Raw genomic sequence first — 26,955 nt, forward strand, 5'->3', positions numbered from 1 at the left:
GATCAGTTTTGGCAGGTATTTGTGTCATGGTAAACAGGTTATTTAGATAGGGTTTGAGGTCTGCTTTTCTAACCTAAGGAATTTAATTCCTGTAGCAGTAAATCGGACAATTCTTCTAGGGATAAGTCTTCTTCGTTGAGGGGATCAATATTGCTATCTTGATTTGCTCCTATTGCTAAGGGTTTTAAACTAAAGTCAAGGTCAATAACTTCAGTTACCAGATAATCGACCAAACTGGTCACTGTTGGGTATTTAAAAGTGATAGTTGCCGCCAGAGATTTACCTAAATCCTTGGCTAAACGATTGCGTAATTCCACCGTCATTAAAGAATCCATTCCCAACTCAAAAAAACCTTGGTCAACTTTGGTAAATTCTCTAGCCGGAATACCGAGAATTTCCGCTACAATCCCTTGAACATGAGCAGTCAAAGCCGCAAAACGCTCCTCAATTGGTACTGTAATTAAGACATCAATAAAATTATTGTCTGGAGTTAATTTTTGGGCTGAAAAACTCTGGAAATCTCGTAATAAAGGCGGAATTTTTTGATTCTCGAAACTGTTAAAAAAGCTATCCCAATTGAGAGAAGCGACAGTTACCTGTGTCCGAGAAGTCGTCAGCAATGTTTCGAGGAGATGCAAACATTTTTGGGGATCAAGAGGGGTAAAACCCTGTTTAATTAGCCTTTTTTTGGCTTTTTCGCCTAAATTTTCGGCCATACCACCCTCTGCCCAGGGACCCCAATTAATGGTCAGGGCCGGTAGTCCTTGCGCTTGACGATAATGAGCTAGACTATCTAAAAAGGCATTAGCACTAGCATAATTACTCTGTCCAGAAGACCCTAACACCGAGGCCATCGAGGAAAAATTAATAAACCAGTCTAAATCCACTTCTTGACTGAGGAGATGCAAATTCCAAGCTCCGAGTATTTTGGGGGAAAAGACGCGCTCAAATTTCTCCCAAGTCTGTTTGGATAAGCTGGCATCCTCTAACACCCCGGCCGTGTGAATAATGCCTTTTAAAGGGGGTAACTGTTGCTCGATTATCTCAAAAGCCCGACGCATTTGGCCAAAGTCGCTAACGTCGGCGGCAAAAACTTCTACATTGGTTCCCTCTTGTCGCCATTGGTCTATAATTTGTTGGGTTTCTGGAGTTATTCCCCGGCGACTCAGTAAGACGAGGGATTTTGCTCCTTTTTTCCTTAACCAATTAGCCACTTGCTGCCCTAAGGCCCCTAGACCACCAGTAATAAGATAGGTGGCATTTTCGGCAATTTCTCGGTTTTTTAGCGACGATTTCGGGATAAATCGCCCTAAACGAGCCACATAGCTCTGGCCTTGCCGCCAAACGATTTGATTTTCCTCCTCCGAACTTTGTAAAGATTGGAACACCTCTAGGGCTAAGGTGTGGCTATCCTGAAATTTATCTCCATCTAGACACAGACAGCGCAATTCTGGGTGTTCTAGGGCAATAGTCCGTCCTAATCCCCAGAGGGAACTTTGGGCAAGGGCAATCACTGTGGGTTGAGAAGGAATGTATTGAGCCGATTGGGTGACAATATAGAGGCGAGGAGAGTAATTAACCTCTATTTTGCCTAGTTCTTGCACTATTTCCAGCAAAGTTCCACAAATTCGCTCCTGAGTGACGGCTAGGTTTTGATTATTTTCTAAAGCTTGGTCGTCATCGATTCCCCAGAGATAAATTAGACCTTGATAGGGTTTTTTGAGGAGATATTGCCAAGTCTGGCGATTGTTTTCGGTGATAAGTTGGCATCTATGCCCTTGTTGCAGCAATTTTTCGGCTAATTGTTGCCCTACTCCCTTTTTGTCGGCAAAAATTAACCAATCTCCTGTTTCTGTCCAATCCATTCCCGTCAAGTCCGTGGCTTGCCAAGTAATTTCGTATAAACTATCCTTGAGGTCGTTGGTCTGGGAAAAGAGGGTTTCTGGCCGGGCCTGTTGAAAGGTTAATCCGTCAATTTGGCTAATTAATTGACCCGATTCGCTGAAAATAGTTAAATCAGCGATTAAGATGCCGTTTTGCAAATTGCTATGGCTGAAGCGACCATGACAGTATATAGAGGTGTCCTTAACTCCCGAAAAGGTCAATCGGTCAATATTAGTGGGAAGATAGGTGCTATTCCCTGCGGGAAATAGTGCCGACATAGCGTGAAAGCAACCATCAAGTAAGACAGGATGTAGCTGGTAATCCACCGCTTGCGAGAGTAGATGGGAAGAAAGTTGAATTTTTGCGACAATTTCGGACTGATTGCGGTAAAGTTCCTGGATAACTCGAAAACTTTCCCCGTAGTTCACTCCTTTACTTAAACAGTCCTGATAATGCTGTGCAATTTCGATTTTTTGGTGACAACGGTCCCGGATATCTGTCCAATTGCAGCTGGGTAAGTCCTGGTTTTCATTGGTTAAATTACCGGATAGATGCAGTAGGGAAACTTCCCCTTCCCCAAGACTGAGAATCTGAAATTGTCCCCCCGCTAGTAAGCTTAACTGTACCTTTTTACTCTGGTTTTCTGAGAAAATTAAGGGTCGATTCAGACTCAATTGGCCAATAGTAAACTGCTGATTGGGATATTGTTGACCGGCTGCCACTATAATCATCTCTAGATAGGCTGCGGCCGGGAAAACTACCTGGCCAAAAACTTGATGTTCTTGCAGATAGCTCGGAGAGCAGGGAGAAAGAGAGGATTGATAGTGAACATCCTTTGACCCCAATAGATGCAGCGGTTGCTGTAGGAGAGGGTGGAAAGCTGCTACTGTCGGGGTTTTTAGCTGAGAATCAATGTAATCTAACCAATAGCGTTTTCTTTGGAAGGGATAGGTCGGTAAGGGGATTTTTTCGCGTAAATAATCCAGGTCGAATCCATTCCAGTCAATTTTGACCCCTTTTACATAAAGGGTCGCTAAACTTTGGAGTAGGGTTTCCCAATTCGACTGTTTTGGGGATAAACTAGCTAACCAGAGACCTCGGTCGGGGAGATTTTGCTGACCTAGGTTAATTAATGTGGTTTTTGCGCCAATTTCTAGGAATATTTCCGTATTTAACTCTCCTAATCTTTCTATACCCCGGGCAAACTCTACGGGAGACAGTAGATGATTAACCCAATATTGGGAAGTTGCTATCTCTGCATCGATAACATCCCCAGTCAGGTTAGAAATAAGGGGAAGACGTGGGGAATTATAGGTGATAGTTTCGGCAATCTTGGCAAATTCCCCCACCATACCCGTCATTAAGGGAGAATGGAAAGCATGGGAAACCGCTAAAGTCTGACTTTCAATGCCTCTCTGATTGAAGTTAGCGATTAAATGGTTAATAGCCTCAGTTTCGCCAGAAATGACCGTATTTTCTCGACTATTGACCGCAGCAATGGTACAGATGCCTCTAATCTTCCTCAGATGATTGGTCACGGTGTCGGAATCGGTAAAAATTGCCGCCATTATGCCGTTTTTCGGTAATGTCTGCATTAAGCGTCCCCGATGGGCAATTAACTTCAAACCGTCTTCTAAGCTAAAGACTCCCGCTAAACAAGCGGCCACATATTCCCCTAAACTATGACCGATGAGAGCATCGGGTTTCACTCCCCAAGATAACCAGAGTTGGGCGAGGGCATATTCCAGAGAAAATAGGGTAATTTGACTGTAAAAAGTCTGATTAATCAACTGACTGGTTTTTTCGTCCCCATATAACACTTGCAGTAAGGATTTCACCCCATAGCTCCGTAAAATTTCGTCACATTTCTCTAAAGTTTGGCGAAAAGTCGGTTGCGTTTCGTAGAGTTCCCTAGCCATTCCGGGATATTGTGAACCCTGTCCCGTACACATAAAAGCCAGTTTAGGGGCTTTTTTCGAGGTTAAAAGACTTTTTTGACCTGAAAAGCGATTTTCACCCCTAATAAAGTCTTTTAAAGCTTGCTCAAGCTGTTTTTGAGCCACAAAGGGAATAGCTAAACGATGCTCAAAATGCGATCGCCCAGTATTAGCGGTATAGGCCAGATTTGCCATGACCGTCTGGGAATTTTGACTTAAAAAATCGTAGTAGCGTTGAGCTAATTCCCGTAAGGCTGGCTCACTTTTCGCCGAAAGGGTAATTAAATGACAAGGACGCTCTAAATGAGGTTTTTCGTCACCAAGCCGCTCAAAATTGCTTTCCTCAACGATTAAATGGACGTTAGTGCCACTCATCCCGAAAGCGCTCACTCCAGCCCGTCGGACTCCTTCTCTGACCAACCAAGGGGTAAGAGTGGTGGGGATTTTGACCGGCAGTTTTTCCCAGGGAATATAGGGATTAGGGTTCTTAAAATGAAGATTAGGGGCTATTTGCTGATTTTGTAGCTGTAAAACTGTCTTAATTAACGCCGCAATTCCCGCAGCTCCTTCCAGATGCCCCATATTAGTTTTCACGGTTCCCAAAATCAGGGGGTTATCTTGGCTATGACCCTGGCCATAAATTTTCCCTAAGGATAAAACCTCGATGGGATCTCCTAAAGATGTACCTGTACCGTGAACTTCGACGTATTGCAGATCTTTAGGTTGAATTTTCGCTCTTTCGAGGGCTTGTCTGAGTAAAGCTTCCTGTGCCTGACCATTGGGGGCGGTTAAGCCATTACTTTTTCCATCGTGATTGACAGCCGAACCGCGAATTTGGGCGAAAATAAGATTGCCATCTCGGAGAGCATCACTGAGACGTTTTAAGACCACGACACCGCAACCTTCGCCGCGACCATAACCATCGGCCGAAGCATCAAAGGTTTTACTGCGACCCTGGGGAGAAACGGCTTTTAATTTACAATTACTAATCGCAGTGGCCGGGGTTAACATCAGATTCACACCCCCCGCTAAAGCGAGATTACATTCTTGGCCGCGCAGACTTTGACAGGCCAAATGTACTGCCAAGAGGGAGGAGGAACAGGCCGTATCAATTTGCAGAGTCGGACCGTGAAACCCAAATAGATAAGAGATTCTGCCGACGGCAATAGCGCGACTGGTTCCTAAACTGTTGTAAGCATCAATGTGATTGACTACGCCTTGATGAAAACACAATTGGGCATAATCATCGCGAAAAATGCCCATAAATACGCCAGTTTGACTATTAATCAAACTTTCTGGCGCAATAGCCGCATTTTCTAGGGATTCCCAACAGACTTCTAACAGTAACCGTTGTTGCGGATCCATGGCGGCGGCTTCCCGGGGTGAGATGCCGAAGAAAGCCGGGTCAAATTCGTCAACTTTGTCTAAAAATGCCCCTTCCCGACTATACATTTTCCCCGGAACATCGGCATCTTGGTGATAATAATCGGCAATATTCCAACGTTCTAGGGGAATTTCTGTTACTGCATCGATGCCATTAACCAATAACTGCCAATAACTTGCGGAATCATTGACTCCTGCGGGAAAACGACAGCCCATACCCACAATAGCGATGGGTTCGGTTTGCGCTTTGACCATTGCATCGAGGTGTTTGTATTGTTCTAAAAAAGCTTGTTTTTGTTGATTCATCTTCCTAACAACTCTTGTCTTGTTATGTCACGTCACTTTCATCTCAGGTTATGCTTGGGAAAAAGTCACGGATAAGCGGGAAAAACCTTGATACTGTCGGGATGGGAAAATTTAGTGGCATAGTCACAATTGTCCCCGTGACTCCGAGGTGGGGGATAGGACAAGGGAAATTAGCTATCCTATCCCCACCAGCGATTAACTAAAGAAGGCAGAGATTTCTTCTTCGGATATTTGGGGTAAAACTGCTAAAATTTCGCTTTTTTCCCGATTATTTGCCGATTCAGCCCCAGTATTGCTTTGATTAATCTGGTTAGCTAAATATTCTGCCAAACTATCAATAGTGGGATAATTCCAAACAATGGTGGCTTCGACGGGGATTCCCGACCAATCGGCAAGATCTTGGGCTAATTCCACGGCAAAAATTGAATCTAAGCCAAAATCAGCAAAAGACTGGCTGGTTTGGATAGTGGCTGGATTGACCTTTAATTTCTGGTGTAACCAATTACCTAACCACATTTCCACCTTTTCGGGAGTTTGTTGGCTAAGAAGGGACTTTTTCGGACTAGAGGGGCTATTTATTCCGTCTTGCCGCGTTTGAATAGCAATTTCGACCAGAGAAGTTTCAGCTTGAGGATGAGTCTGTTTAGCTTCTGGTTCCAACGTCAATAACTCGTCGAGTTGATAATCGGAACCGTCTAGACGTTGTTCGATATCATCAATAGATTGAGTATAATCGAGGATACGATCGCGGATAGTTGCCACCGAAGAAGCAAAGTTTTCTTCGGGTGTTCCCCGGAGAGCTTTCTGCACACATAAATCAAACTGCAATTGACTCCAAGCTAGGGCATGACTGTACTTTTCCCCGGGGTGAATTTGGGACATTTTCGCTGTTGTTGCTACTAAAGCGGCGTAACAACCCAATTCTCCGATTAAAGAATAGGCCCAAGCTAAGGCGGCAGAACGATCACCCCAGAGATTAGACTGGAGACAACGCTGATTAATAGATTGGGCAGTGGTGTGGAGTTGCAGGGCAATCTCGGGCGCTTCCAGAACTTTTGTCAGAAATTCGCCTAATTTGTCCGTATGGGTGATACTTTTGCCCAAAAAGATTTTCAAACTTTCGTTAGGACCTTCGCCAATTCGTAAAACTCTGGCATCCCGGAGAATTTGCGGGGCAAGATTAGTTTCCATGTAACCTCTACCCCCGAGCATCTGAACGAGACTATCGGCCGCTTCCCAGAGGTAATCAGCCCCCGTAATCTTGGCAATAACTGCCATTTCCCTGGGAACGGCAACTTTTTGGTCTAAGGCGGTGGTAATACACTTTAAGAGACTGGACAAGGCCACCGTAGCCCCAGTTAAATGGTCAAAACGGGCTAAAGTAATCGGACTTTCTAGCAATTTACCTGTAGCGATCGAACGACGGCTGGCATAACGTAACATTAATTGTAAACAGCGTTTCATGCCGCCAACTCCCATCATGCCAATACCTAAACGGGCATAAAGTAAAGCATCGTCGGCGGGTTCAGTGCCATTGCCCAATTCTCCCAGCAATTGCTCTTTAGTGACTAAAACATCCTCAAAATAGATGGCATTTTGCATAATTCCCCGTAATCCCATAGTTAGGGATTCAGGTCCCAAACGCAGACCGGGGGTGCCTTGACGGACAAGAAAACCTGTCAAACCGTTATTCCCCGGTTCTTCCGAATCAAGCAAACGGACAAAAACATTAATCATTCCGGCCCAAGCGGAACCATTCCAACGCTTAAGGCCGCGAATTCGCCATTTATCTCGGCCATCCGGCACGGCAACGGTACTAATTGCCCCGATATTCGCTCCTGCTTCCGGTTCCGTCATGCCAAAGGAGGATAATTGTCTTCCTGTCGCTAAAAGAGGTAATAACTCTTGCTTGAGGGAAATAGTCCCGTAGTTGAGCAGCGGACGGATACCTAAGCTGTTATTGAGACTCACCATCGTCGCCAGGGTTAAATCAATGGCGGCTAATTGTTCCATCACCTGCAAAAAATTGCGATTATTAAGGGCTATTCCCCCGTATTCTTCGGGAATCTGCATTCCCATCAGTCCTTGATTGCCAAAATCCATGACAATATAGGGCGGCACACAACGACGGTCATCAATCAGATGGGAATTAATGCGAGTTTTGGCGTAATCTCGCAACCAAGTCAAGATTTGCTCGGTTTTTTCTTGACTAGCGGTTGTGGGGTCAGCTTGGTGACTGCTGAGGGGGGGGGTTAGCGTCGGCATAGGGGATGAAATTAGTGGAAGTTGCTGGTTTAAATACTGTTGACGGCAAGCGTGGCGTTGAATTTTGCCGCTAGAAGTTTTGGACAGAGATGCGGGTTTGATAAAAGCGATATCATAAACTTGCAATTCGTGTTCTTGAAAAACCGCTCGACGAACTGCTTCTAGGGCTTTTTGCTGGTTAAAACGGCGAATTGCCGTTCTTTCTACCTCTTGAACTAGGACTAACTTTTCTTCTGCCTCGATTTCTACGGTAAAGGCGGCAGTTCCACTGGGGCAAAAGTCGGGATAGCATTGTTCTACGGTCTGTTCGATATCCTGGGGATAGTAGTTACCGCCGCGAATAATCATCAGGTCTTTCAAGCGTCCGGTGATGTATAGTTGACCCTGATGAATAAAACCTAAATCCCCTGTACGCAAATAAAAACCCTGTCCAGTATCGGCGATAACTGCTTGAAAAGTTTTTTCTGTAGCTTCGGGATGTTGCCAATAGCCCTGGGCAACGGTTTTGCCTTTCACCCAAATTTCTCCCACCTGCTGGGAGGGACAGCGTTGACAGGTTTCAGGATTAACAATGGCAATTTCTGTGTCGATTTCTGTTTGTCCACAACTGACTAAGGATTGAGAATTTGGGCTTTTTTCCGTAAAAACGATTTGATGACGGTTTAAAGCGGCTTTTTCAACCCAGCAGATTTGAGGAAGTTGATTTTTCCTGACAGCAGCAACTTTTAAGGTGGCCTCGGCTAAACCATAACCCGGACAAAAGGCGGCAAACTCAAAACCACAGGGGGCAAATTTACGAGCAAATTCGCTTAAAATTTCCATTCTGACGGTTTCTGCGCCATTTAAAGCCACTTTCCAACTGCTTAAGTCTAAATCCGCCAGCTGCTCCTCTTTAATCTTGTCAAGACAACGTTTATAGGCAAAATTAGGGGCGGCAGTGTGGGTGGCCCTGTATTTGCTGATGGCATTTAACCAACCGAGAGGACGTTGTAAAAAGGAAACCGGGGACATGAGATAACAGGGAAATCCTCGATAAAAGGGCAGTAAAATGCCATAAATTAGCCCCATATCATGAAAAGTTGGCAACCATGTCACCATAACGCTCTTTTCATCGTGTTCCCAGCCTAAATCTAAATCTCGGAGGTTGGTCAAAAGATTCTCGTGATTGACCATCACTCCTTTGGGAGTCCCCGTGGAACCGGAGGTGTATTGTAAAAAGGCTAAGGTATCTGCTTTTATCTGAGTGGGGTGGTCTTCGGCTAAACTTTTGCCGATTAAGCTATCCGTAGCTAGAAAGGGAATATCTCTGTCTAGTTGCCTTTTTAATTGGTCTAATTCCGATTGTGTGCTTAAAAGTAAGCTTGCTTGCGAATTATTAATAATAGAAGTTAAGCGAGCCATCTTTTGGTTTTTCTTGGGCAAATTAACTGGAATTGCCACTACTCCTGCTAATAAACAGCCGAAAAACCCAGTAATAAACTCTAATCCCGAAGGGTATGCTAATAAAACTCGTTCCCCCGGTAATAGGATGGATTGGAGACTATTGGCAATCGCTTGCGCTTCTAGAAATAATTCCCCGTAGGTAAGGCGTTTTTCTTCGGTTTCGCCATCGACTAAAAAGGTATAAGCCGTTTTTTGGGGTTGATATTGGGCGCGATAACGAATAATATCGACTAAACTGCTTATTTCTGACAAATTAAGCTTAGTATCTAAACAAAGAGTCATTTTTTTACTCCCCATCATTCAATGGAATCGAAAACAAAGATTTAATCCTCTCGCACCGGGAAAAGTTTCTGGTGACGGGGGGCGACGGTCACTCTAGGGGTGATTTGGGCTTAAATTAAAGGTTTCTCCGTAAATTTCGCCATAGCAGAGCTTCTGAGTCCCAAAACGTCCCCCATACTCGCTCAAGGGTTCATCAGCGTATCCCAAGGCTAAGAGACAACAGACATCGACCGTATCGGGAATTTGGAAATACTCGCGCAAGGGTTTAGCCACAAATCCTTCTAGGGGACAACTATCCACCCCTAAGCTTTGCGCCGCTATCATGAGATAAGTAACCGCAATCATAACTTGTCGGTTGCTCCAAGCTTCTGGAGACTGATAACAGGGTTTAAATTGGAAAAAAGGCGGAATGGCCATGTGCATGAACTTGGCCCGTTTTTCGGAAATCGTCCCCTCTTGCTTTCCTAACTCAATTACTTGATTAATGTAACCACGATGGTTAACTTGGCGATCGCCACAACAGATTAAAACCACGGGTGCATCGACTAATTTATCTTGTTCAAAGCCGAATTCTCGCAATTTTGCCTTATTTTCTGGTTCTCTAACCACTATAAATCGCCATGGTTGCAAATTATAACTAGAGGGAGCTTGGAATCCTAAACGAAAAATTTCGGCTAAAATTTCTTCGGGAATGGCATCGGTGCGAAATTTACGAGTAGAGCGTCTTTTTTGAAATATTTCAGCAATATTCATCATCTAAACCCTTTTATGAGACGTTTTCAACGGTTTAACCTAAAAAACTTTCGGGAATCGCCGGTCCCCATTGATAGAGAATATCTAACCCACCCGCGTGAAGTTCTGGCTCGGTGGTTTGCTCAAAAAGGTCCCCATCGGTAAAATGTTCAATGAGGCTACCGAAAGGATCTTGCCAATAGTCAAACACTTGACTTCCCAACAAATGGCGACCAATACCCCACACAGGAGTCCATCCTTTTTCTCGTAACCAATCGTGGCCGATTTTAATAGAGTCAAAATCTTGTACCTCGAAGGCAGTATGATGGACTTTGGGGTGAGAACCTTGCAACATGGCGATGGTGTGATGATCAACCCATTCCTCTCCCCGTTGACAACGAAGAAAACCCCCGACTCGTAAACTGGGATGGCCGTAATAAATTAAATCTGTTGCTTTTAAGCCAAAAGTCTGCTGATACCAGTGATAGCTTTCCTCAAAGTCTTTGACATCAATAGCTAGATGACCTAGACGTAAAATAGGTGCGGGTTCTTTTTTCGGCCTTTGGGTGCGACCTAAACGGGTTTTCCGACTAGCGTGATTCCATTCTAGGGGTTCAGGAATCGGCAAAGGTTCCACTTCCTCGATACCATAGACCAATTCTAGGTTAAAACCGTTGGGGTCAATAATTTTGATGCGCTGACCACCGCCGGGGGTGAATAGGGTTTCCACGGTCGAAGCGGAGGCTAAAGTGGCTAGTTCATGTAAGACGGATTCTGATGTCGCTTCTAGGGCAAAACTAACAAATTTAGCTTCTTTTCCCCATTCTACGACATAGACAAACTGTTTTTTGCCTCTAGCTCGCATATACAAGGCTGTATCGGTTTTAACTGCGGTAATCAGGCCAAAATCCCTCAAAAAACGTTCGCACAGGTCTAAATCCGGATGTTGATAGGTAACGTAGGCAATATCAGCAATTTTAGTCATAGTCGGTCATCCAGTGGAGTTGTCTAATTCGGCACAAAATAGCCAGACAGATATCGGTCAAAGTGCTGCCATAGCAAGGGGAAAAAGACTATTTAAGAAAATCTGAACTTTGTTGTGGTTGATTATGGCATTGTGGGTACACCCACAGTCAAAGGCTAATTTTTCTTGCCCTCAATTGCTATCCCAGACTGGAGTGTGAGTAACTTGGGGGTGGAGAAAAACCTTGGGGAACTTCGGGGTTTTGCGGAAAATTTTTTTGAGAGATGTGGTCAAGGTTGTCTAGAGTACCTCGTTAAATTGGACTTATTGAGAAAATATTCACACTAATTGAGAATCAACAAAGGTTTCATCAGGGTTTCAGGCGGTGCAATGCTGAAGTAAATCTATTTTTTGAGGTACCCTCTAGAAAAATCCGCTATCGTTCGAGTAAGCAAGTCAGAGAATATTGGGATCAGTGGCAGCGGCAAGGATTATTTCTGTTTCCACTGCCCAAATACCCCTCTGAAATCAATCTTGTTGCACCTGAATGGCATCAATTGAAAACTCGCGAACTGACAGGTCAAATTTTTCTCGAACGGTTGGATTTAGCGCACGCTGTTAAACAGGGGAGCGAAGCTTGCACTCAAAAAGGAGGATAGGAAAGTCACTGTTTTAAGTTTAATCCGTAACCAAATTATTACTTAAATTTCTCAATTATCAGCAAAGTCCTTAATTACTAAACTTGAGATAATGTCTAGAAAAGTTACCTATGGGGATATTCCCAGGCAAAGAACCAAATATCTGCTTAATGCTCTGTTAAAGTTTGCTAACTACGAGGTGGATAATTGTGAAAATCTGGCTATTAAATTTAGCTGGATTAATGAGAAAAAATTGAAAATTCAAGCCGAACTTAATGCTTTAGAAATGCTGACTGAAAAATGTGGTCAAAAGCTGGATTCATGGCAAATTCGGGATGCTTTGACGGAATATCTTAACGAAAAGTTTTTAGGTATTTTGGAAGATCATCGTCTCAATAATCAAGGAAAAATTCGTACTTTTCAAATTACTTTTTGGCAACGGGGTCATGATATTTTAACTAACCTAAGGTGCTTTGATCAAGAGTGGGCAAACAAAAGTAAACATCAATCTCCCGTAATTGCTGCTATTTTCTCCTCTTTAGATGAGGAAAAACAACAGGATTATCAGACCTATATTAAGGATTATGTAAAACGTCCACCTCTGGAGGAAAATTGTCTCAAAGTTCTTCAGCAAGAACAATCGTTGCTAAGAATTCGCGCACCTCATAATAGTGGCAAAACCCGTTTAGTTAATTGGTTAGTCCATCATCTCAAACAAGATAATTATCAACCAGTTATCATTGATTGTGAGGAGGAAAAAGCCACTATTGCCCTTAGTTGTGAAGACTTGCTGCTGTCGATTTGTCGTACCATTACCCAAGAATTAAAGATTAACGAATCTCTTCTCGATAAATTTTGGTCTCGTCCCGGAACTCCTGCCCACAAAACTCGACGATATTTAGAGGAATATGTTCTCCAACCCAGCGCTAATCCTCTGGTTTTTGTCTTTGAAAAATTTGATACAATTTTGGAAACTGAAACAATCGGTAATGAAATTTGTGGTATTCTCAGAAGTTGGCATGAAAGACGTTCCCAACCTTGGCGGAAACTGCGCTTAATTATTATTCATTCAACGGAATTTTATAGCAACTACGATTTTTATGCCTCTCCCTTAATTGGTGTAGGTTATGTGGCTAGTTTATCGGATTTTAATGCGGAACAAGTTCTCACTTTCGCTCAAGTTAATGGCATTAATTGGACGTTATCAGATGTTCATAAGGTCATGAACTTAGTGGGAGGTAATCCTTATTTAATTAAGTTAATCTTGGTAAAATTGCAAGAAGGGAATTCTCTAGAAAAGGTTCTAGATGATGCCTTGCAGGGACGAGAGCCATTTCAAAGTCATTTTTTCCTACTGATGAGATATCTGAAAAGTAATGCTAACCTACGGAATATTTTTAGGCAAATTCTTCAGAAAAAAGCTCTGACTCCGGCTCAAATGAAAGGAGAATCGGTCCAATTTTTGGACCGATTGGGACTGATCGACAAAAATTATGATACCCTAGAGGTGCGTTGCAATTTGTATCAAGTATATTTTGACGACTTGCTTGATTAGTCTCGTTGAGATTCCCAGTGAAACTGAATTGAGTTTTCAAGTTTTTCTTCTAACTTACTCTTAACCCTCACAGTAATTGGTTCTCGATTAGATTCGGATTCATTATCTACAAACCTGAGAGAATTGCCTGATGTCAAACTGGCCGAAAGATTGAGGTTTTCTAAATGTTCTTGTATCAACTCTAAAGAAATTTTATTCTGGGATTGCAAGGCTCTAATAGCAGCTATAAATGATTGAGCCGCATCATAACTGGTAGCGGTTCGCCAACTAATATCTTCTTTCCATAAAGCTTGAGCATCTCTGACAAAATTTTGGGACTTAATTAGATGGGAAAACCAAGGCACAGCCAAAACTAAATTATCAATAAATTTACCGCTATCAACCAACATTTCATGTTCATACATGGAATGACTCCCTAAAAGAACTAGCTTATTTTTCAGTTCTGGAGTGGTGCTGGTATTTAACTTTTCAAGAGTATGGGATAATTCTACTACCATAGAAGCTGATTCCAAACTGGGAAATAAGACAATTCCTCTAACTTGATCTTGGGAAAATGCTTTTAAAACTTCTGCGTCAATATCTAGGGAAGATGATAAATCAATTACTTTAGTGATTTTACCGCCTTTTTTTTGGAAAGCTTGATGAAACTCTTGAGTAAGTTCTTGGCTATCAATCTGGTTAGAATTATTAAAAATAATTACTTTATCTAGATCATGTTGGCTGGCATAATTAGCTAAAGTTTCACCAATTTTTTCATTGGTGATAACGGTTCTAAAAAAGTATTCACTCTCAATTACATCCGAGGAACTTGTCGAAGAAATTAAAGTAATTTTGGCTCTTTCATAGATAGGTAAAGCTGCTAAGGTGGCTTCACTAGAATAATGTCCAATTACTCCAATAACTTTGGGGTCTTTAACGATTTCCTTGGCGACTATCTTAGCAACTTTTTCGTCATTATTATCATTGGCAATAACGATATTTAAAAATAAATTATTCGCACTTGTCGGTAATTGGCTATTAAATAAATATTGTGCTTGAGCAATCCCTTTCAGGATTTCTTGGGAAATTTCATTTTTTTTGCCACTGGGAATAACCACCGCCAAAGTCACATAATTATCACTTAAATAAGCGATAGCATTATTATAATAAATTAAGGTTTCTGCATCTTCAGGATGAGCAAGATAGGCTTTTTTGAATAACTGTTTAGCTTCCAAATAATTAGCATTTTTAAAAGCCAAAATACCCCGATCTTTATAAAAATTTTCCTGTTTAATAAGTAGCTTTTTTTCGCCTTGGCTAAATAGTTCAGGCTCCTTAGTATAGGGAATTTTATAAAAGTAAGGTAACAGCCATGACTGGTAGAATCCCAACCCAAGTAACCCTGTAACAATGCTAGTAAATATTCCCGCTGCCAACATAAATAAACGAGATTGTTTTTGACGAGTAATGCTTTCAGAGGCTGCTAAAAAACGATAATCGATACTATCTAATTCTTTATCTTCTTGCCATTTTTTAGATTCCTCTAATTTTTTACCTCTCAGTAAACAATTTGTATCGGTAAAATTTGAGTCTTCCCACTTAGCAATTTCCGATTGATAAGGACGACTAGCTGCTAATACATTATATAACCATTTTTGATTAAAAATTGCCTGATAAATAGCATTAGCCACCCTAAGATAGCCCTGATTATCGACGATAACTAATCCAGATAGTAATAGTTCATCATGTTCTGGTGTGTTACTCGCTTTCACCAATTTACCTTTTAAAAGGTTGGCATAAACCCTTAGTAAATACCCTTGGTCAGGATGATAAATAAGTCGCTCTCTTATACTTGATAAAAAAGCAGGCTCATCTTTTTTTTCCCAGTTATCAATAATGTGTTTATAAACAAAATCTCGCACCCAAGCTGATAAGAGAGACTGAGGTATTTGAACTTTAAACTTGGCCATTAAATAACACAATTTTTGAGTTAGAAAAGGTTGACCATTAGTCCAGCTAAAAATTTCTTGTAGAATTTCTTGAGGGGACACACCCAACCCTTCTAGTCCTTGCATCAAGGGTTGACAGTTATCTTCTAACGACAGTCCATTTAATTCAATTGCTTTACCAATATTGAAAGGAGTTCTTTGACTATCTTGAATTAATTGATTGGGGGTAGCCGTGCCAATTAAAACAAATGAAATACGATTAAAATCTGCATTAATAACTCGCTTTTCATGACAAGACCTAAGGTAAGCAAAAAAGTCATCAGTAGCAAAAGGTAGTTTTCTAACCACATCAATTTCATCAATAAAGATAACAATAATGGTTGAAATTTTTCTTAATAAAATTTCTTTAATAAATTGTCTAAGTAACCCAACATTAGAAACAGATTGACTGGCGATCCAGGATTCTAAATCCGTCATGTTTAGTTTTAATTGTTCGGCAATTTCAATAATTAAGGAATGATACCAGCTAGATTGATCTACTGATGTCCCCAATTCATTTAAGTCTATACGGGAACAGGCTACTCCTTGGACTTCAATTTGAGTTTGGATGCGTACCGTCAAACTCGACTTGCCCATTTTGCGAGAATTGAAAATATAACAATACTGACTGTTCATCAGAGCTTGGTACAGTTCCAGATCAGCCCTTCTATCCACATAGCTTGGATCGGAATGAGATAAGGTACTAGAAAACTTATAAACATTCTCGGCGGTTGCGTTTTCTTGCATATTTCGGTATTTTATTGACCAGATAACCAAAACTTGGGTAAGTAATACCAGTTTGAACTACACTAACCCCGGTGATAAATCCAGAAAAAACCGCGCTCACTCATAGCCGATTATTGGTAAGCTAGTTCTGCTCTGAATGAAATTGGCATATTTTCTTCGGGTAAACTCATCTAAGCTGAATTCTCTCAACTGCGCGAGTCCCCACCCTCAGCAACGGGTTCGGAAGAGACTGAAAAGTCTCCTATCCCCTAATTCCCTACTCTAAAGCGTAGATACGACCATCCATGAGCAGACGGGTGATCCCTTTCGCTTCCAGTTGAGCGTGAGCTTTTTCGATCAGGCGACCGTCGGGAACTTTAATCACTTTTTCCTTGCGCTTGGAGAAACGACGAGCGATGCGATGACTTTCAAAGATGGGGAGAGTGCGCTGTTGGATTTCCTGAGGGGGAACCTTACCCAATTCAGCAAAATCCTTGAGGGGACGGGTGATTAATTCGGCAGCGCGATCGATGACCAAGTAACAGGTTTTGGGAAAAGCCGCCGCCGAGAGGGGTAAGATCTGTAATTGGGCGGTTTTAACGATAGTCGGGCCTAAATAGCTCCCCGCTAGTTCCTCCTCATCTTCATCTTCATCTTCATCTTCATCCTCCTCTTCATCCCAATCCTCGTCAAGCTCATCTTCCTCCTCCTCTTCCTCGATAGCTTCGACGAAAAACTCGTTTAAATTAGCGGTTTCTAGGGTCTTATCGCCATTAATTTCCGTGTCTTCCGAATTATCTACTTCTGGCGGGTAAGCGGTATCCATTAACAGGGTTAATTGTTCCACAGAAGCGATCGGTCGCTCAAAAGCCTGCTCATCCTTAGCTGCGATGCGCGCTGCCCGAACACTAATCACCTCGATCGCTTTTTCTGGTAAATCCGCCGCCGCTCCCTCCTCCTCGAGACCGCGAGGACTACGGGCCAAGCGTTTTTTCTGGATTAACTGCTCGTATTCCTCGCTAGAAAAAGAATTTTTGAGAAAACGACTGACCGTAGAACTACTCACGCCATAACGCTCGGCTAACGTGGAAGTGGTGGCCTCCGTTTCCCGATAAAGCTTAAGAATTTCTTTTTTCGTGGCATCAGTCAGTTTTCTTGGACTCATATTACTTATATAGTTATTTTTTAAGCGATAGGATATTGCCGATGGCTAGTCAGGGGGAACTATTGTCCTTGAGCGTATGTACTCTTAATCATAAAACGCTCTAGCCAATTAAAACTAAGCAATTCGTTTTCTAGTCCCTGTTCTAGTCTATCCTTGACTTCTGTTTCTCACCACTACTCAAAATTAAAAAATTGACGATGATATCCAGTGCTGCTAGTCAAAAAGCCTTATTAGTTCTGGCCGATGGTACGGTTTACGAGGGTTATTCCTTCGGAGCCAAGGGAACCACCGTCGGCGAAGTTGTCTTTAACACGGGGATGACCGGTTATCAGGAAGTCCTCACCGATCCCAGTTATGCTGGTCAAATCGTCACTTTTACCTATCCAGAATTGGGAAATACGGGGGTTAACCCCGAGGATGAGGAGTCAATTCGTCCCCAGGTGAAAGGAGCGATCGCCAAAAATATCTGCCACCGGCCCAGTAATTGGCGTTCTAGCCAATCCCTACCGGATTATCTGGCCGCTCATCATGTTATTGGCATCTATGGCATCGATACCCGGTCTCTGACCCGCAAAATTCGCTCGGTTGGGGCGATGAATGGGGCAATTTCCACGGAAATACTCGATTATCACGATTTACTGCGGTTGGTGCAGGCGGCCCCCAGTATGGCCGGGTTAAATCTCGTTAAGGAAGTAACCACTAAGGAAGTGTACGAGTGGACGACTCCCACCCCGTCCGCTTGGGAATTTGCGCCAATTGATAGTGATCAAGAACCGTTAACGGTGGTGGCGATCGATTTTGGCATCAAACGCAATATTCTCCGACGTTTAGCCAGCTACGGTTGTCGGGTGATCGTGGTTCCCGCCGACACTCCCCCAGAAAAAATCGCCGCCTATAATCCCGATGGTATTTTCTTTTCTAACGGACCGGGAGATCCGGCGGCTGTCACCGAAGGAATTGCCCTAGCCAAGCAACTTTTACAAGGAGAAAAACCCACTTTTGGCATCTGTATGGGTCATCAAATTTTGGGGCTATCCCTAGGGGCAGAAACCTTTAAACTAAAATTTGGCCATCGCGGGTTAAATCAACCCTGTGGACTGCAGCAACAGGTGGAAATTACCAGTCAGAATCACGGTTTTGCCGTGCAGGAAGCATCTTTAAATCCGCAAGTGGAGATTACCCATCTCAACCTCAATGATCGCACCGTAGCGGGTTTAAAACACAAGTCTTTGCCCTTTTTCTCGGTACAATACCACCCCGAGGCCAGTCCTGGCCCCCACGATGCCGATTATCTGTTTGGCAAATTTGTTGATTTAATGCGGCAAGCAAAAAAGGATCGGTCGTAAATTTTTAGGATATACTAGGGTTTTGATTTTTACGGCCCTAGGGCTAGGAGGCGATTATTCCAGAAGCAATTAACTTGACTGTCAGCTTGCGAGGCACGCGTGAGGTCAGAGATAAGTACCAAATTTTCCGTTTGACGGGTCTTTTAGATGCCTTTTCCGAACCGACTTTTTGTAAGGTGATCGAAGGCTATGTGGAGGAAGGTCCCAAGGATGTGATTATTAGCCTGGCTCAGATTGATTTTATCGATAGCTCCGGTTTAGGGGCTTTAGTAAAATTGGTGAAAAAGGCCAAAACCGAAGGGGGCAGTTTACAAATTGTTACCAATCCCCGGGTAACTCAAACCGTAAAACTGGTGCGATTGGAGAAGTTTTTTTCCCTGCAACCCACCCTGGAAGCGGCGATCGAATATCTAGAAAAAGCGTAAATCGTGGAATCTCCTCTCGAAAAACTTCGCTTACAGGTCAGTGGCCAGGGTTCACCAATCCTAGAGGGTCTTGACCGATTATCGCCTGCTTCTCTGGCCTATCTGGGGGATGCTGTTTATGAATTATACATCCGCACCTATTATTTACTGCCGCCCCAGCGTCTGGGGGACTATCACGCTCAGGTGGTAGGCAAGGTCAGGGCCGAACAACAGGCTTTAGATTTAGCACAACTGCAGCCCTATCTGACGGACCAAGAAAAAGAAATTCTGCGCCGGGGACGCAATGCGGTCACGGGAAAACGCCGTCGTCTGACAGCCCAAGTCTATCAGCAGGCCAGCAGTTTAGAAACCCTGTTCGGCTATCTTTATCTGCAAGACCCCTCAAGATTACATCAACTATTAGAAAAACTAGAATTATAGCCCTCAGGGACGATTCCCGACTTTACTCTTAATCCATGCAACCATGAGCGATCGACCATTTCGTGACAAGTCCGATAATCGTAATTCTCGCCGGCCCTCGCGGCCAAAAACCGGGCCAATTCTGGCTAAATCCCCAGCAGTAACTCCAGAAAACCAAGAAGCTGATGATCTGCTCTACGGTCGCCGGGTGGTTTTAACAGCAATGGAAGAGGAGCGCCAACTGAATCGGATTTGGGTGGTCAATCGACTCCGTTACGATCCCCGTTATCATACCCTTTTGGAAAAGGCCAAAGCCAACGGCACGGTAATTGATGAGGTGGACGATCTGCGTCTCGATCAGATTACCAGTAAGGCCAATCATCAGGGGATCGCCGCCCAGATGTCTCCCTATGATTATATCGAATTAGCCGATCTGATCGAAAAAGCTAAGGGCAGAAGTCGCCACCCCGTCATCGTCATCGCTGAAGGGATCACGGATCCCCATAACCTTGGGGCAATTATTCGCACCGCCGAAGCTATGGGTTGTCAGGGGGTAGTTATTCCCCAACGTCGCGCCGCTGGGGTGACATCGACGGTGATGAAAGTGGCAGCAGGGGCCTTGGAATATTTACCCGTCGCCAGGGTGGTCAATCTCAATCGTGCTTTAGAGGAATTAAAAGCGGCCGGTTTTTGGCTCTACGGCACGGCGGCAAAAACTGGTAAATCTTTACACACAATCAATTTAACGGGTGCGATAGGATTGGTGGTAGGTTCGGAGGGAGAGGGTTTGAGTCTGTTAACCCAAAAGTCCTGCGATGAGTTGGTATCTATCCCCTTGGCCGGCAAAACCCCCAGTCTCAATGCTTCGGTGGCGGCGGCTATGGCCATTTACGAGGTTTACCGGCAACGCTGGCAAAATTCCCCGGACTGAGAATCTGTATTTTTCGACACTCCCAATAGCCAAAAGGAGAAAGTATAAATAAAATAGGAAGGAAGTTTGCGAAATGTAAACGAACGTAACAAAACCACCAGAGTAGATTTAGATGGGGAACGAAATGAAAGAATTTTTGATTAGCTTACTCGAAAGGTTCGGATTAGCCTACTGGGTCGAGATTAAAACCGACTATCCCAGATGTACTTATTATTTCGGTCCTTTTCTCGCTAAAGACGAGGCTGAAGTCGCTCAAGCCGGTTATGAAGAAGATTTGAAAACAGAAGGAGCGCAGGGGATTAAATTGGATATAAAACGTTGTAAACCGAAAGATTTAACTATTTTTGAGGAAAAAGAAGAAAGCAAGCTCCTGAATACCCTAAAGGTCTTACGCAGTCAAGTTTCTTAACAATTTTCAGTGATCGGTAATCAGTGATCAGTAATCAGTCATCAGTAATCAGTGAAAAGACAGCATAAGGCTGCTACTTAGGGTCTGCTGAATAAATCTAAAAACCTTGTTGGATAAGACTTTTGGACTTTTTTCCCCTCAAAAAGTGCCAGCCGTTGCGGGGATCGGGGGGAAAATTCAGGTACTTTTTCCCTGAAAATTAGGTAGTTGACCAGCTGAAAATCGATAAAACCCCACACCCCACACCCCACACCCCACACCCTGCCCCCAAGAAAAACTTTTTGCCGCAAACCCTAAATATCAATGGGAGCGATTTAAAAAACAGCTATATTCTGCTTCTGTCAGTCTTCCCGCTTCGTAGAGAGTATCGGTAATTTCTGCTAGGGTTAAAACCGAATAAGGTTGATAACCATGGCTACGAAGTTTATCTTTAACGGGGCCACCATGGTCGATAAAAACCACGATATCATTAACTAATAATCCCGCCGATTTAATCTTTTCTGCCCCCTCGATCGCACTTTTGCCAGAAATTAAAATATCGTCCACCACTACCACCGTTTCCCCCACTTGAAAATTACCTTCAATTACTCTTCTTGTGCCGTGAGCTTTTACTTCTTTGCGGGGGAAAATCATCGGGTGATTTAATAATAAAGATAAACCCGTAGCTGTGGGTAAAGAACCGTAGGGTATGCCAGCAATGCGGTCAAATGTCAAGGTTTTTAATATTTCTCCATAGGCTTCAATTACCTGCTGAAAAATATTAGGATTAGAGATAATTTTTCTCAGATCAATATAATAGGAAAAAGTTTCTCCCGATGCTTGCACATAATCGCCAAACATCAAGCAGCCAATATCAAATAATTGTAGAATTAAATCCTGATGAGGATGTTGTTTTAAAAGACAAACGTTAGCAGTCCAAGTCTCATCTTGGCTCGATTCTTGCTGGTGATTCTGTTGAATTTTGTTGACTTCCTCTCGTAAATCCTTGACTTTTGAACCCAAATCGGGTTGAGATAAAAAGTCTTGGGGTACAGGAATTAATAAACCCTCGCCATGACTATTTAAACCCACAGTAATTAACTCGGAGAATTTACTTTTTTCTTCCCAAATACTGCGTAATAAAATCAATCTTTCGGGAGCAAAATTGCGAATTCTTTTCAATATCTCTGGTTGAGTGGTTCCCACTTCTAAAAATACTTGTTCGGGAGTTCCCCAAGTGCAAGCTTCTTTGACAACTTGCAGATAAAAAGGATTGTCGCGACTGGGAAATTCTTGCAGATTAATCGCGCCTTGATTGGAAGTATGACAGAGGATAAAAGCGCCATGCTCGGGGTAAACTAAAAAAGGAGCAACGTGATCCTGTCCGGAGTAGGGATTGAGAGTAACCGCATCCACCTGCCAAGTTTTAAAGATAGTCTCGGCTAAAACACTGCTAGTATTAATATCACCGTGTTTAGCATCCAAAATGACCGGGATATGAGCGGGAATTGCCGTTAAAACTCGCTGTAATAATTCTAACCCTGCCGCTCCCAAAGCTTGATAAAAGCCTAAAGTTGGTTTGTAGGCACAGACAAAAGGGGCGGTTTCATCGATAATAAACTTGAGCCACTGTTCTAAATTAACGATTAATTCTCCCGGGGTGGAGGGCATCATTTCGGGGTTAGCATCTAAACCGAGGACAAGTAGAGTCTGGTTTTGACTAATGGCGTGGTTTAACTTTTGAAAAAAATTCATCGGTTCCTAATCTCAGGATTCTGGATTAGTTTCTAATTTTACACTATTTGGCCGAAAAATAGGCTGTAAAATTGTCTCGTGCAGACTTTTTCTGGTGTCAGCGTCAAGAAATTTCTTTTGTAGTGGTTGCCATTCTTGCCATTTTTGGTGACGGATATTTCGGAAAATTTCTAGTAAGGTGGGCATTTCCTTGGCAAGACAATTGGGGAAAATTTGGCTAAGAAAATCCGAGAGAACACAACAATCCTGTATTTCTCCGAGAATACCTTGAAGGTTTTTAATATCCTCTAGATACTCTCGATACTTGTCGCCATAAAACTGAGTAAATAACTCCATATTATAGCGGGAACGCTTGGCTTCTTTGCGGAGATCATGCAGTAATAATCCTTCTTTTTCCAATAAGTCATCAATTTCTTGACTAGAAAACTCTCTTACTTTTTGATCTTCCTCTAAATTTACCCCAATTAACCAGCCTTCATGCAGTAAAAAGCGACTCGCTTGCGGTAATAATAAGTCTGGTAAAACTGTGGCAATATCTAATTTTCCTATCGGTTGATAGGTGGGATTATCCAACCAACTGGCAAAATCTGCCTTAAAATTGAGAAATTTGTCGGACTTTAACAGCTTTTCTACCTTAGCAAATGCCTTTTTTCTTTGTTGTTCGAGAACTTGTAAAACTTTCTTCAGCAGATTCTGCTCTTGCGGGGGCAAAATTGGCTGATAATGACCGATAAAAGCCTCTTTTAACACATCTAAATCCCGCAATTCTCCTAAAATTCTGCCCAGATTACCCACCCTTTTTTGATCGGCAGATTTCGGCATGGTTAAAGCGGGGGCAAAACCAGTTAAGGTACTGCGAAGACGGCGCATTCCTACACGAATTTGATGTAATTCTTCCGTATCCTGATCGAGTAAAACCCCAACTTCATGTTTAAGAACTTTATGAAAATGTTTATCAATACCGATATAGGCCCAATCGGCAACAGTTTTAGCCCGAGGATTAAATTTGTTAGTCATTTGTCTTTAGGGAGGAAATAATGTCAAGATGGTGATAGAATCTTTAAATCAAGACTGGAAATAATAGATCCCATTTATTCTATACAATAGGATGAAGCAGCAGCTTTAAGAGAAGTTTATGGATAGTTTTTGGCTAGATTATGCGGGGGAAATCGCTTTTCGCACTGGAGAACATCTTTTCTTGACGGGAATAGCCATGGCTATGGGTAGCTTAATCGGGATTCCTCTAGGTATTTTAATTAGTCGTCAAGCTATTCTCGCTCAACCGATTATAGCGATCGTTAACACCCTACAGACTATCCCCAGTTTAGCCCTATTTGGTTTTTTAATTTCCGTACCTTTTTTGGGAGGAATCGGCAAAATTCCCGCTATTGTTGCCCTAACTCTCTATACTTTACTGCCAATTGTTTTAAATACCTATCTGGGCATCAAAAAAGTTGATCCCGAATTAAAATTAGCGGGGTTATCCCTAGGCATGACCGACGGTCAAATCCTGCGCTATATCGAATTACCCCTAGCCAGGGCGACAATTTTGGCAGGAGTGAGAATTGCCACGGTGATTGCTATCGGTGTGGCTACGATCGCAGCTGCCATCGGTGGCGGTGGTTTGGGAGTGTTTATTTTTCGCGGTATTGCCACGGTCAACAATCAGTTAATTTTGGCGGGGGCAATTCCTGCCGCTTTTTTAGCCATTGTTGCCGATTGGAGTCTCGGTCGGCTAGAAAAGACCTTTTCCCCTTCGCAACGTCCGAAAAAGCCCTCTAAATGGCAATGGGGCTTAGGTTTAATCGGGTTGGCCTTGCTATCTTTCCTCTTGACTCAAATTTTCCATTCATCCCCCGGCACCGTGGTGATCGGTTCCAAAAATTTTACCGAACAGGTGATTTTAGGGGAAATTTTGGCACAGGAAATCGAAAAAGAGACAAATTTACGGGTTGAGCGTCAATTTAATCTCGGTGGTACTCTGATCTGTCATGAAGCGGTGAAAGCGGGTAAAATCGATGGTTATGTGGAGTATTCTGGCACGGCTTTCACGGGAATTTTGCAAGAAAAACCCCTTAACGATGCCCGATTAGTCTTTGAAAAGGTGCAAGAGATTTATCCGGAAAAATTTAATCTAGAAGTCTTTCCCAGTTTAGGATTCGAGAATACTTTCGCCATTGTTATCCGGGGAGAAACCGCCAGTCAATACAATCTGAAAACTCTCTCGCAGGTGGCTAAATATACCCCCAATTGGCAAGCGGGTTTTGGTTATGAATTTTTGGAAAGGGAAGACGGTTACAAGGGATTAGCGAAGACCTATGGCCTAACTTTTGCCGGACCCCCGAAAGTGATGGATTTAGGGTTAATGTACCGCGCTTTAGCCGAAAAACAAGTGGATTTAGTGGCGGGAAATTCCACCGATGGCTTAATTCCCGTGCTAGATTTAGTCATCCTAGAAGATGATCAACGCTATTTTCCTCCCTACGAAGCGGTGCCGATTTTTAACCGGGATAGTTTGCAAAAATATCCGCAATTGCGACAGGTTTTAGCCAAACTCACCGGCAAAATTACCTCCAGCACTATGCAGAAATTAAACTATCAGGTGGATGGCCGCAATCGCAAAGTGGAGGAAGTGGTCAAAGAATTTCTAGTCTCCCTCTCTTAACCATTTAGTCACTCCCCCGGGTTGGTCGATTAAACTAATGCCTTGGGCTTTTAATTCTGCACGAATGCGATCGCTTTCGGCGTAATTTTTCGCTTTTTTCGCCTCTGTCCGTTGTTGGATCAGATTTTCGATATCCGCTGCACTAATTCCCTCAGAAACAGGGGTTTCCCTCTGGTCAGCGGCCATTTCTAAGCCCAAAACCCTAGACAATTTCACCAAAGTATGCCATTTTACCGCTAATTGGGCTAGATTGCTGTCTGTCTTACCCGCATGGGTTAAATTATTACCCTCCTTGCGTAATTCCTTAGCGATTTCAAATAACACCGCTAAACCACCGGCAAAGTTAAAATCGTGATTTACCGCCTCTTGAAAGCGATTTTCTAGCTCTTGGTCAGTAATTCTGGGATTATCTGGCGGAAGATGCTTATAACCAAAGGATAAACCCTCTTGTAAAGTATGCCAGCCATTAGTGGCCGCCTGCAATCCCTCATCGGAAAAATCAATCGGTTTGCGGTATTGGGCGCCTAAAATTAATAATCTCACGGCTAAGGGGTCATATTTTGCCAATAACTCGCGAATAGTGATGAAATTACCGAGGGATTTCGACATTTTTTCCCCAGCCACCTTTACCATGCCATTATGTAACCAATAGTGGGCCAGAGGTTTACCCGTAGCCGCTTCACTTTGGGCAATTTCGTTTTCGTGGTGGGGAAAAATTAGATCACTTCCCCCCACATGAATATCGATAGTTTCTCCCAATTGTTCTTTGACCATGGCCGAACATTCAATATGCCACCCCGGACGACCTTGGCCCCAGGGAGAATCCCAACTAGGTTCCCCCGGTTTTGCCCCTTTCCAGAGGGCAAAATCAAAGGGGTCTTGTTTCTTGATTGCTTCCGGGTCGTCGGTTTCTACCCGGCCGCTGGCCCCGGCTTGCAAATCATCGAGTTTTCGCCCCGATAGTTTGCCATAATCAGAAAAACGACGGACGGAATAGTAAACATCGCCATCGCTGGGGTAAGCATAGCCTTTTTGTTCTAATTCATAGACTAGGCGCTTGATACCGTCGAGGGTATGAGTGGCCCGGGGATAAGCGTCCGCCGGTCTGACTCCTAATTTTGCCATATCCTCAAAGTAGGCCTCGATAAATTTCTCGGCCACGGCTGCCATGGTGGTATGTTCATTTTTAGCCCGATTGAGAATTTTATCGTCAATATCAGTGAAATTCTGAATATAGCGCACTTTATAACCGAGATACTCCAAATAACGCCGCACCACATCCCAAACCACACAGGTACGCGCATGACCCAAATGGCAATAATCATAGACGGTAATGCCGCAGCAATACATGGAGACCATGCCGGGGATGAGGGGGGTAAAGGGTTCTTCGCGACGACTGAGGGTGTTGTAGAGGATTAAGGTCATGGAGGGGGAATTTTTTTCTGGGGAAAAAGGCTAGTCCAATTTTATAGCAGTTATTTTCAGTTATCAGTGATCAGTAACCGCTAACCACTTTCCCTGATTTCCCTACTATATTTTGTGTTTTTTGTCAAGGGGTTTTTAGGGTTTTAGTAAAGATGTGACGGTAAGATTCGAGGAGATAGGACTGTTTTGATGAGGACTATTATTGTTGACATCCTCGCCGCCCTAAAAGTGCAGCGATTCCTAAACCTCACGATTTAAGTTTCTGCTTCCACCACCGTCGCATACCACAGTTAAAAAACCATGTACTGTCTTACACAGAGTCCACAGACTTTCGCCCCATTTCAGAAGCCCGATTCCGTGTGTCCCACGGTACG

17 protein-coding genes are annotated in these 26,955 nt (G+C 43.2%); 7 read left to right on the forward strand and 10 right to left on the reverse strand.

Features of this window, described 5'->3' with window-relative positions:
- Positions 1–68 precede the first annotated feature (68 nt).
- From IM496_RS03990 to IM496_RS04005, 4 genes are all read right to left on the reverse strand, one after another.
- The gene (locus tag IM496_RS03990) at positions 69–5,510 is read right to left on the reverse strand and encodes a type I polyketide synthase (RefSeq protein WP_287661284.1); all 5,442 of its coding nucleotides are present in this window, start codon (positions 5,508–5,510) and stop codon (positions 69–71) included.
- Between the two features lie 195 nt (positions 5,511–5,705).
- Positions 5,706–9,500 carry an AMP-binding protein gene (locus IM496_RS03995; protein ID WP_287661285.1) on the reverse strand — a complete coding sequence of 1,265 codons (3,795 nt, stop codon included), beginning with the start codon at positions 9,498–9,500 and terminating at the stop codon, positions 5,706–5,708.
- Positions 9,501–9,593: 93 nt separating this feature from the next.
- Entirely contained in the window at positions 9,594–10,256 is a 663-nt protein-coding gene (locus tag IM496_RS04000) for a nitroreductase family protein (RefSeq protein WP_002776854.1), read from the reverse strand.
- A gap of 31 nt (positions 10,257–10,287) precedes the next feature.
- Positions 10,288–11,217: a VOC family protein gene (locus IM496_RS04005; protein ID WP_002741315.1), complete on the reverse strand. Its 930-nt coding sequence runs from the start codon at positions 11,215–11,217 to the stop codon at positions 10,288–10,290.
- Positions 11,218–11,946: 729 nt separating this feature from the next.
- On the opposite strand from IM496_RS04005, the gene IM496_RS04010 reads away from it, so the two are divergent.
- Entirely contained in the window at positions 11,947–13,389 is a 1,443-nt protein-coding gene (locus IM496_RS04010; protein WP_287661286.1) for an AAA-like domain-containing protein, read from the forward strand.
- Here the strand turns inward: IM496_RS04010 and IM496_RS04015 are convergent.
- Together IM496_RS04015 and IM496_RS04020 are read right to left on the reverse strand one after the other, a co-directional pair.
- Positions 13,386–16,103 (reverse strand): AAA-like domain-containing protein, encoded by a 2,718-nt coding sequence (locus IM496_RS04015; RefSeq protein WP_287661287.1) that lies wholly within the window; start codon positions 16,101–16,103, stop codon positions 13,386–13,388. The two genes, IM496_RS04010 and IM496_RS04015, sit on opposite strands and share 4 nt — an antisense overlap.
- Before the next feature lie 256 nt (positions 16,104–16,359).
- Positions 16,360–17,247, reverse strand: a complete 888-nt coding sequence (locus IM496_RS04020; protein ID WP_287661288.1) for a helix-turn-helix domain-containing protein — start codon at positions 17,245–17,247, stop codon at positions 16,360–16,362.
- Between the two features lie 197 nt (positions 17,248–17,444).
- Here IM496_RS04020 and carA point away from each other — a divergent pair, with 197 nt between their 5' ends.
- The 5 genes from carA (at position 17,445) to IM496_RS04045 (ending at position 20,757) form a co-directional block, all read left to right on the forward strand.
- Positions 17,445–18,593 carry a glutamine-hydrolyzing carbamoyl-phosphate synthase small subunit gene (gene carA, locus IM496_RS04025; protein ID WP_287661289.1) on the forward strand — a complete coding sequence of 383 codons (1,149 nt, stop codon included), beginning with the start codon at positions 17,445–17,447 and terminating at the stop codon, positions 18,591–18,593.
- Positions 18,594–18,667: 74 nt separating this feature from the next.
- Entirely contained in the window at positions 18,668–19,018 is a 351-nt protein-coding gene (locus IM496_RS04030; protein WP_045360375.1) for an STAS domain-containing protein, read from the forward strand.
- 3 nt (positions 19,019–19,021) lie between these two features.
- Positions 19,022–19,438, forward strand: a complete 417-nt coding sequence (locus IM496_RS04035; RefSeq protein WP_002734315.1) for a Mini-ribonuclease 3 — start codon at positions 19,022–19,024, stop codon at positions 19,436–19,438.
- A gap of 43 nt (positions 19,439–19,481) precedes the next feature.
- A complete protein-coding gene (gene rlmB, locus IM496_RS04040; RefSeq protein WP_287661291.1) occupies positions 19,482–20,348 on the forward strand; it encodes a 23S rRNA (guanosine(2251)-2'-O)-methyltransferase RlmB in 867 nt (288 codons plus the stop codon).
- 112 nt (positions 20,349–20,460) lie between these two features.
- Positions 20,461–20,757 carry a DUF1816 domain-containing protein gene (locus IM496_RS04045; RefSeq protein WP_104397146.1) on the forward strand — a complete coding sequence of 99 codons (297 nt, stop codon included), beginning with the start codon at positions 20,461–20,463 and terminating at the stop codon, positions 20,755–20,757.
- A gap of 77 nt (positions 20,758–20,834) precedes the next feature.
- On the opposite strand, the gene IM496_RS22285 is transcribed toward IM496_RS04045, so the two are convergent.
- Genes IM496_RS22285 through IM496_RS04055 form a run of 3 tightly spaced genes read right to left on the reverse strand, consistent with a single transcriptional unit; the run spans position 20,835 to position 23,508 of the window.
- Positions 20,835–21,017: a hypothetical protein gene (locus tag IM496_RS22285; RefSeq protein WP_306438775.1), complete on the reverse strand. Its 183-nt coding sequence runs from the start codon at positions 21,015–21,017 to the stop codon at positions 20,835–20,837.
- A 40-nt stretch (positions 21,018–21,057) separates the two neighbouring features.
- Positions 21,058–22,491: a bifunctional orotidine-5'-phosphate decarboxylase/orotate phosphoribosyltransferase gene (locus IM496_RS04050; RefSeq protein ID WP_287661293.1), complete on the reverse strand. Its 1,434-nt coding sequence runs from the start codon at positions 22,489–22,491 to the stop codon at positions 21,058–21,060.
- 12 nt (positions 22,492–22,503) lie between these two features.
- Positions 22,504–23,508, reverse strand: coding sequence for a CHAD domain-containing protein (locus IM496_RS04055; RefSeq protein WP_287661295.1), 1,005 nt, complete (start codon positions 23,506–23,508; stop codon positions 22,504–22,506).
- Between the two features lie 118 nt (positions 23,509–23,626).
- Between IM496_RS04055 and IM496_RS04060 the strand changes: the two genes are divergently transcribed.
- Positions 23,627–25,156 carry a glycine betaine ABC transporter substrate-binding protein gene (locus IM496_RS04060; RefSeq protein WP_287661297.1) on the forward strand — a complete coding sequence of 510 codons (1,530 nt, stop codon included), beginning with the start codon at positions 23,627–23,629 and terminating at the stop codon, positions 25,154–25,156.
- Here IM496_RS04060 and cysS read toward each other — a convergent pair.
- Positions 25,139–26,581, reverse strand: a complete 1,443-nt coding sequence (gene cysS / locus IM496_RS04065) for a cysteine--tRNA ligase (protein ID WP_287661298.1) — start codon at positions 26,579–26,581, stop codon at positions 25,139–25,141. The two genes, IM496_RS04060 and cysS, sit on opposite strands and share 18 nt — an antisense overlap.
- Positions 26,582–26,955: the final 374 nt, after the last annotated feature.

Source organism: Microcystis sp. M049S2, assembly GCF_020245625.1.
Classification (GTDB): Bacteria; Cyanobacteriota; Cyanobacteriia; order Cyanobacteriales; family Microcystaceae; genus Microcystis; species Microcystis ichthyoblabe_A.

Excerpts from the sequence above, each read along its gene's own strand:
- IM496_RS04045 (WP_104397146.1), top strand. The coding sequence starts at position 20,461 with ATGGGGAACGAAATGAAAGAATTTTTGATTAGCTTACTCGAAAGGTTC.
- IM496_RS04060 (WP_287661297.1), top strand. The coding sequence starts at position 23,627 with ATGGATAGTTTTTGGCTAGATTATGCGGGGGAAATCGCTTTTCGCACT.
- rlmB (WP_287661291.1), top strand. The coding sequence starts at position 19,482 with ATGAGCGATCGACCATTTCGTGACAAGTCCGATAATCGTAATTCTCGC.
- IM496_RS04020 (WP_287661288.1), bottom strand. The coding sequence starts at position 17,247 with ATGAGTCCAAGAAAACTGACTGATGCCACGAAAAAAGAAATTCTTAAG.
- carA (WP_287661289.1), top strand. The coding sequence starts at position 17,445 with ATGATATCCAGTGCTGCTAGTCAAAAAGCCTTATTAGTTCTGGCCGAT.
- IM496_RS04050 (WP_287661293.1), bottom strand. The coding sequence starts at position 22,491 with ATGAATTTTTTTCAAAAGTTAAACCACGCCATTAGTCAAAACCAGACT.
- IM496_RS04005 (WP_002741315.1), bottom strand. The coding sequence starts at position 11,217 with ATGACTAAAATTGCTGATATTGCCTACGTTACCTATCAACATCCGGAT.
- cysS (WP_287661298.1), bottom strand. The coding sequence starts at position 26,581 with ATGACCTTAATCCTCTACAACACCCTCAGTCGTCGCGAAGAACCCTTT.
- IM496_RS04010 (WP_287661286.1), top strand. The coding sequence starts at position 11,947 with ATGTCTAGAAAAGTTACCTATGGGGATATTCCCAGGCAAAGAACCAAA.
- IM496_RS04055 (WP_287661295.1), bottom strand. The coding sequence starts at position 23,508 with ATGACTAACAAATTTAATCCTCGGGCTAAAACTGTTGCCGATTGGGCC.
- IM496_RS04000 (WP_002776854.1), bottom strand. The coding sequence starts at position 10,256 with ATGATGAATATTGCTGAAATATTTCAAAAAAGACGCTCTACTCGTAAA.
- IM496_RS04015 (WP_287661287.1), bottom strand. The coding sequence starts at position 16,103 with ATGCAAGAAAACGCAACCGCCGAGAATGTTTATAAGTTTTCTAGTACC.
- IM496_RS03995 (WP_287661285.1), bottom strand. The coding sequence starts at position 9,500 with ATGACTCTTTGTTTAGATACTAAGCTTAATTTGTCAGAAATAAGCAGT.
- IM496_RS03990 (WP_287661284.1), bottom strand. The coding sequence starts at position 5,510 with ATGAATCAACAAAAACAAGCTTTTTTAGAACAATACAAACACCTCGAT.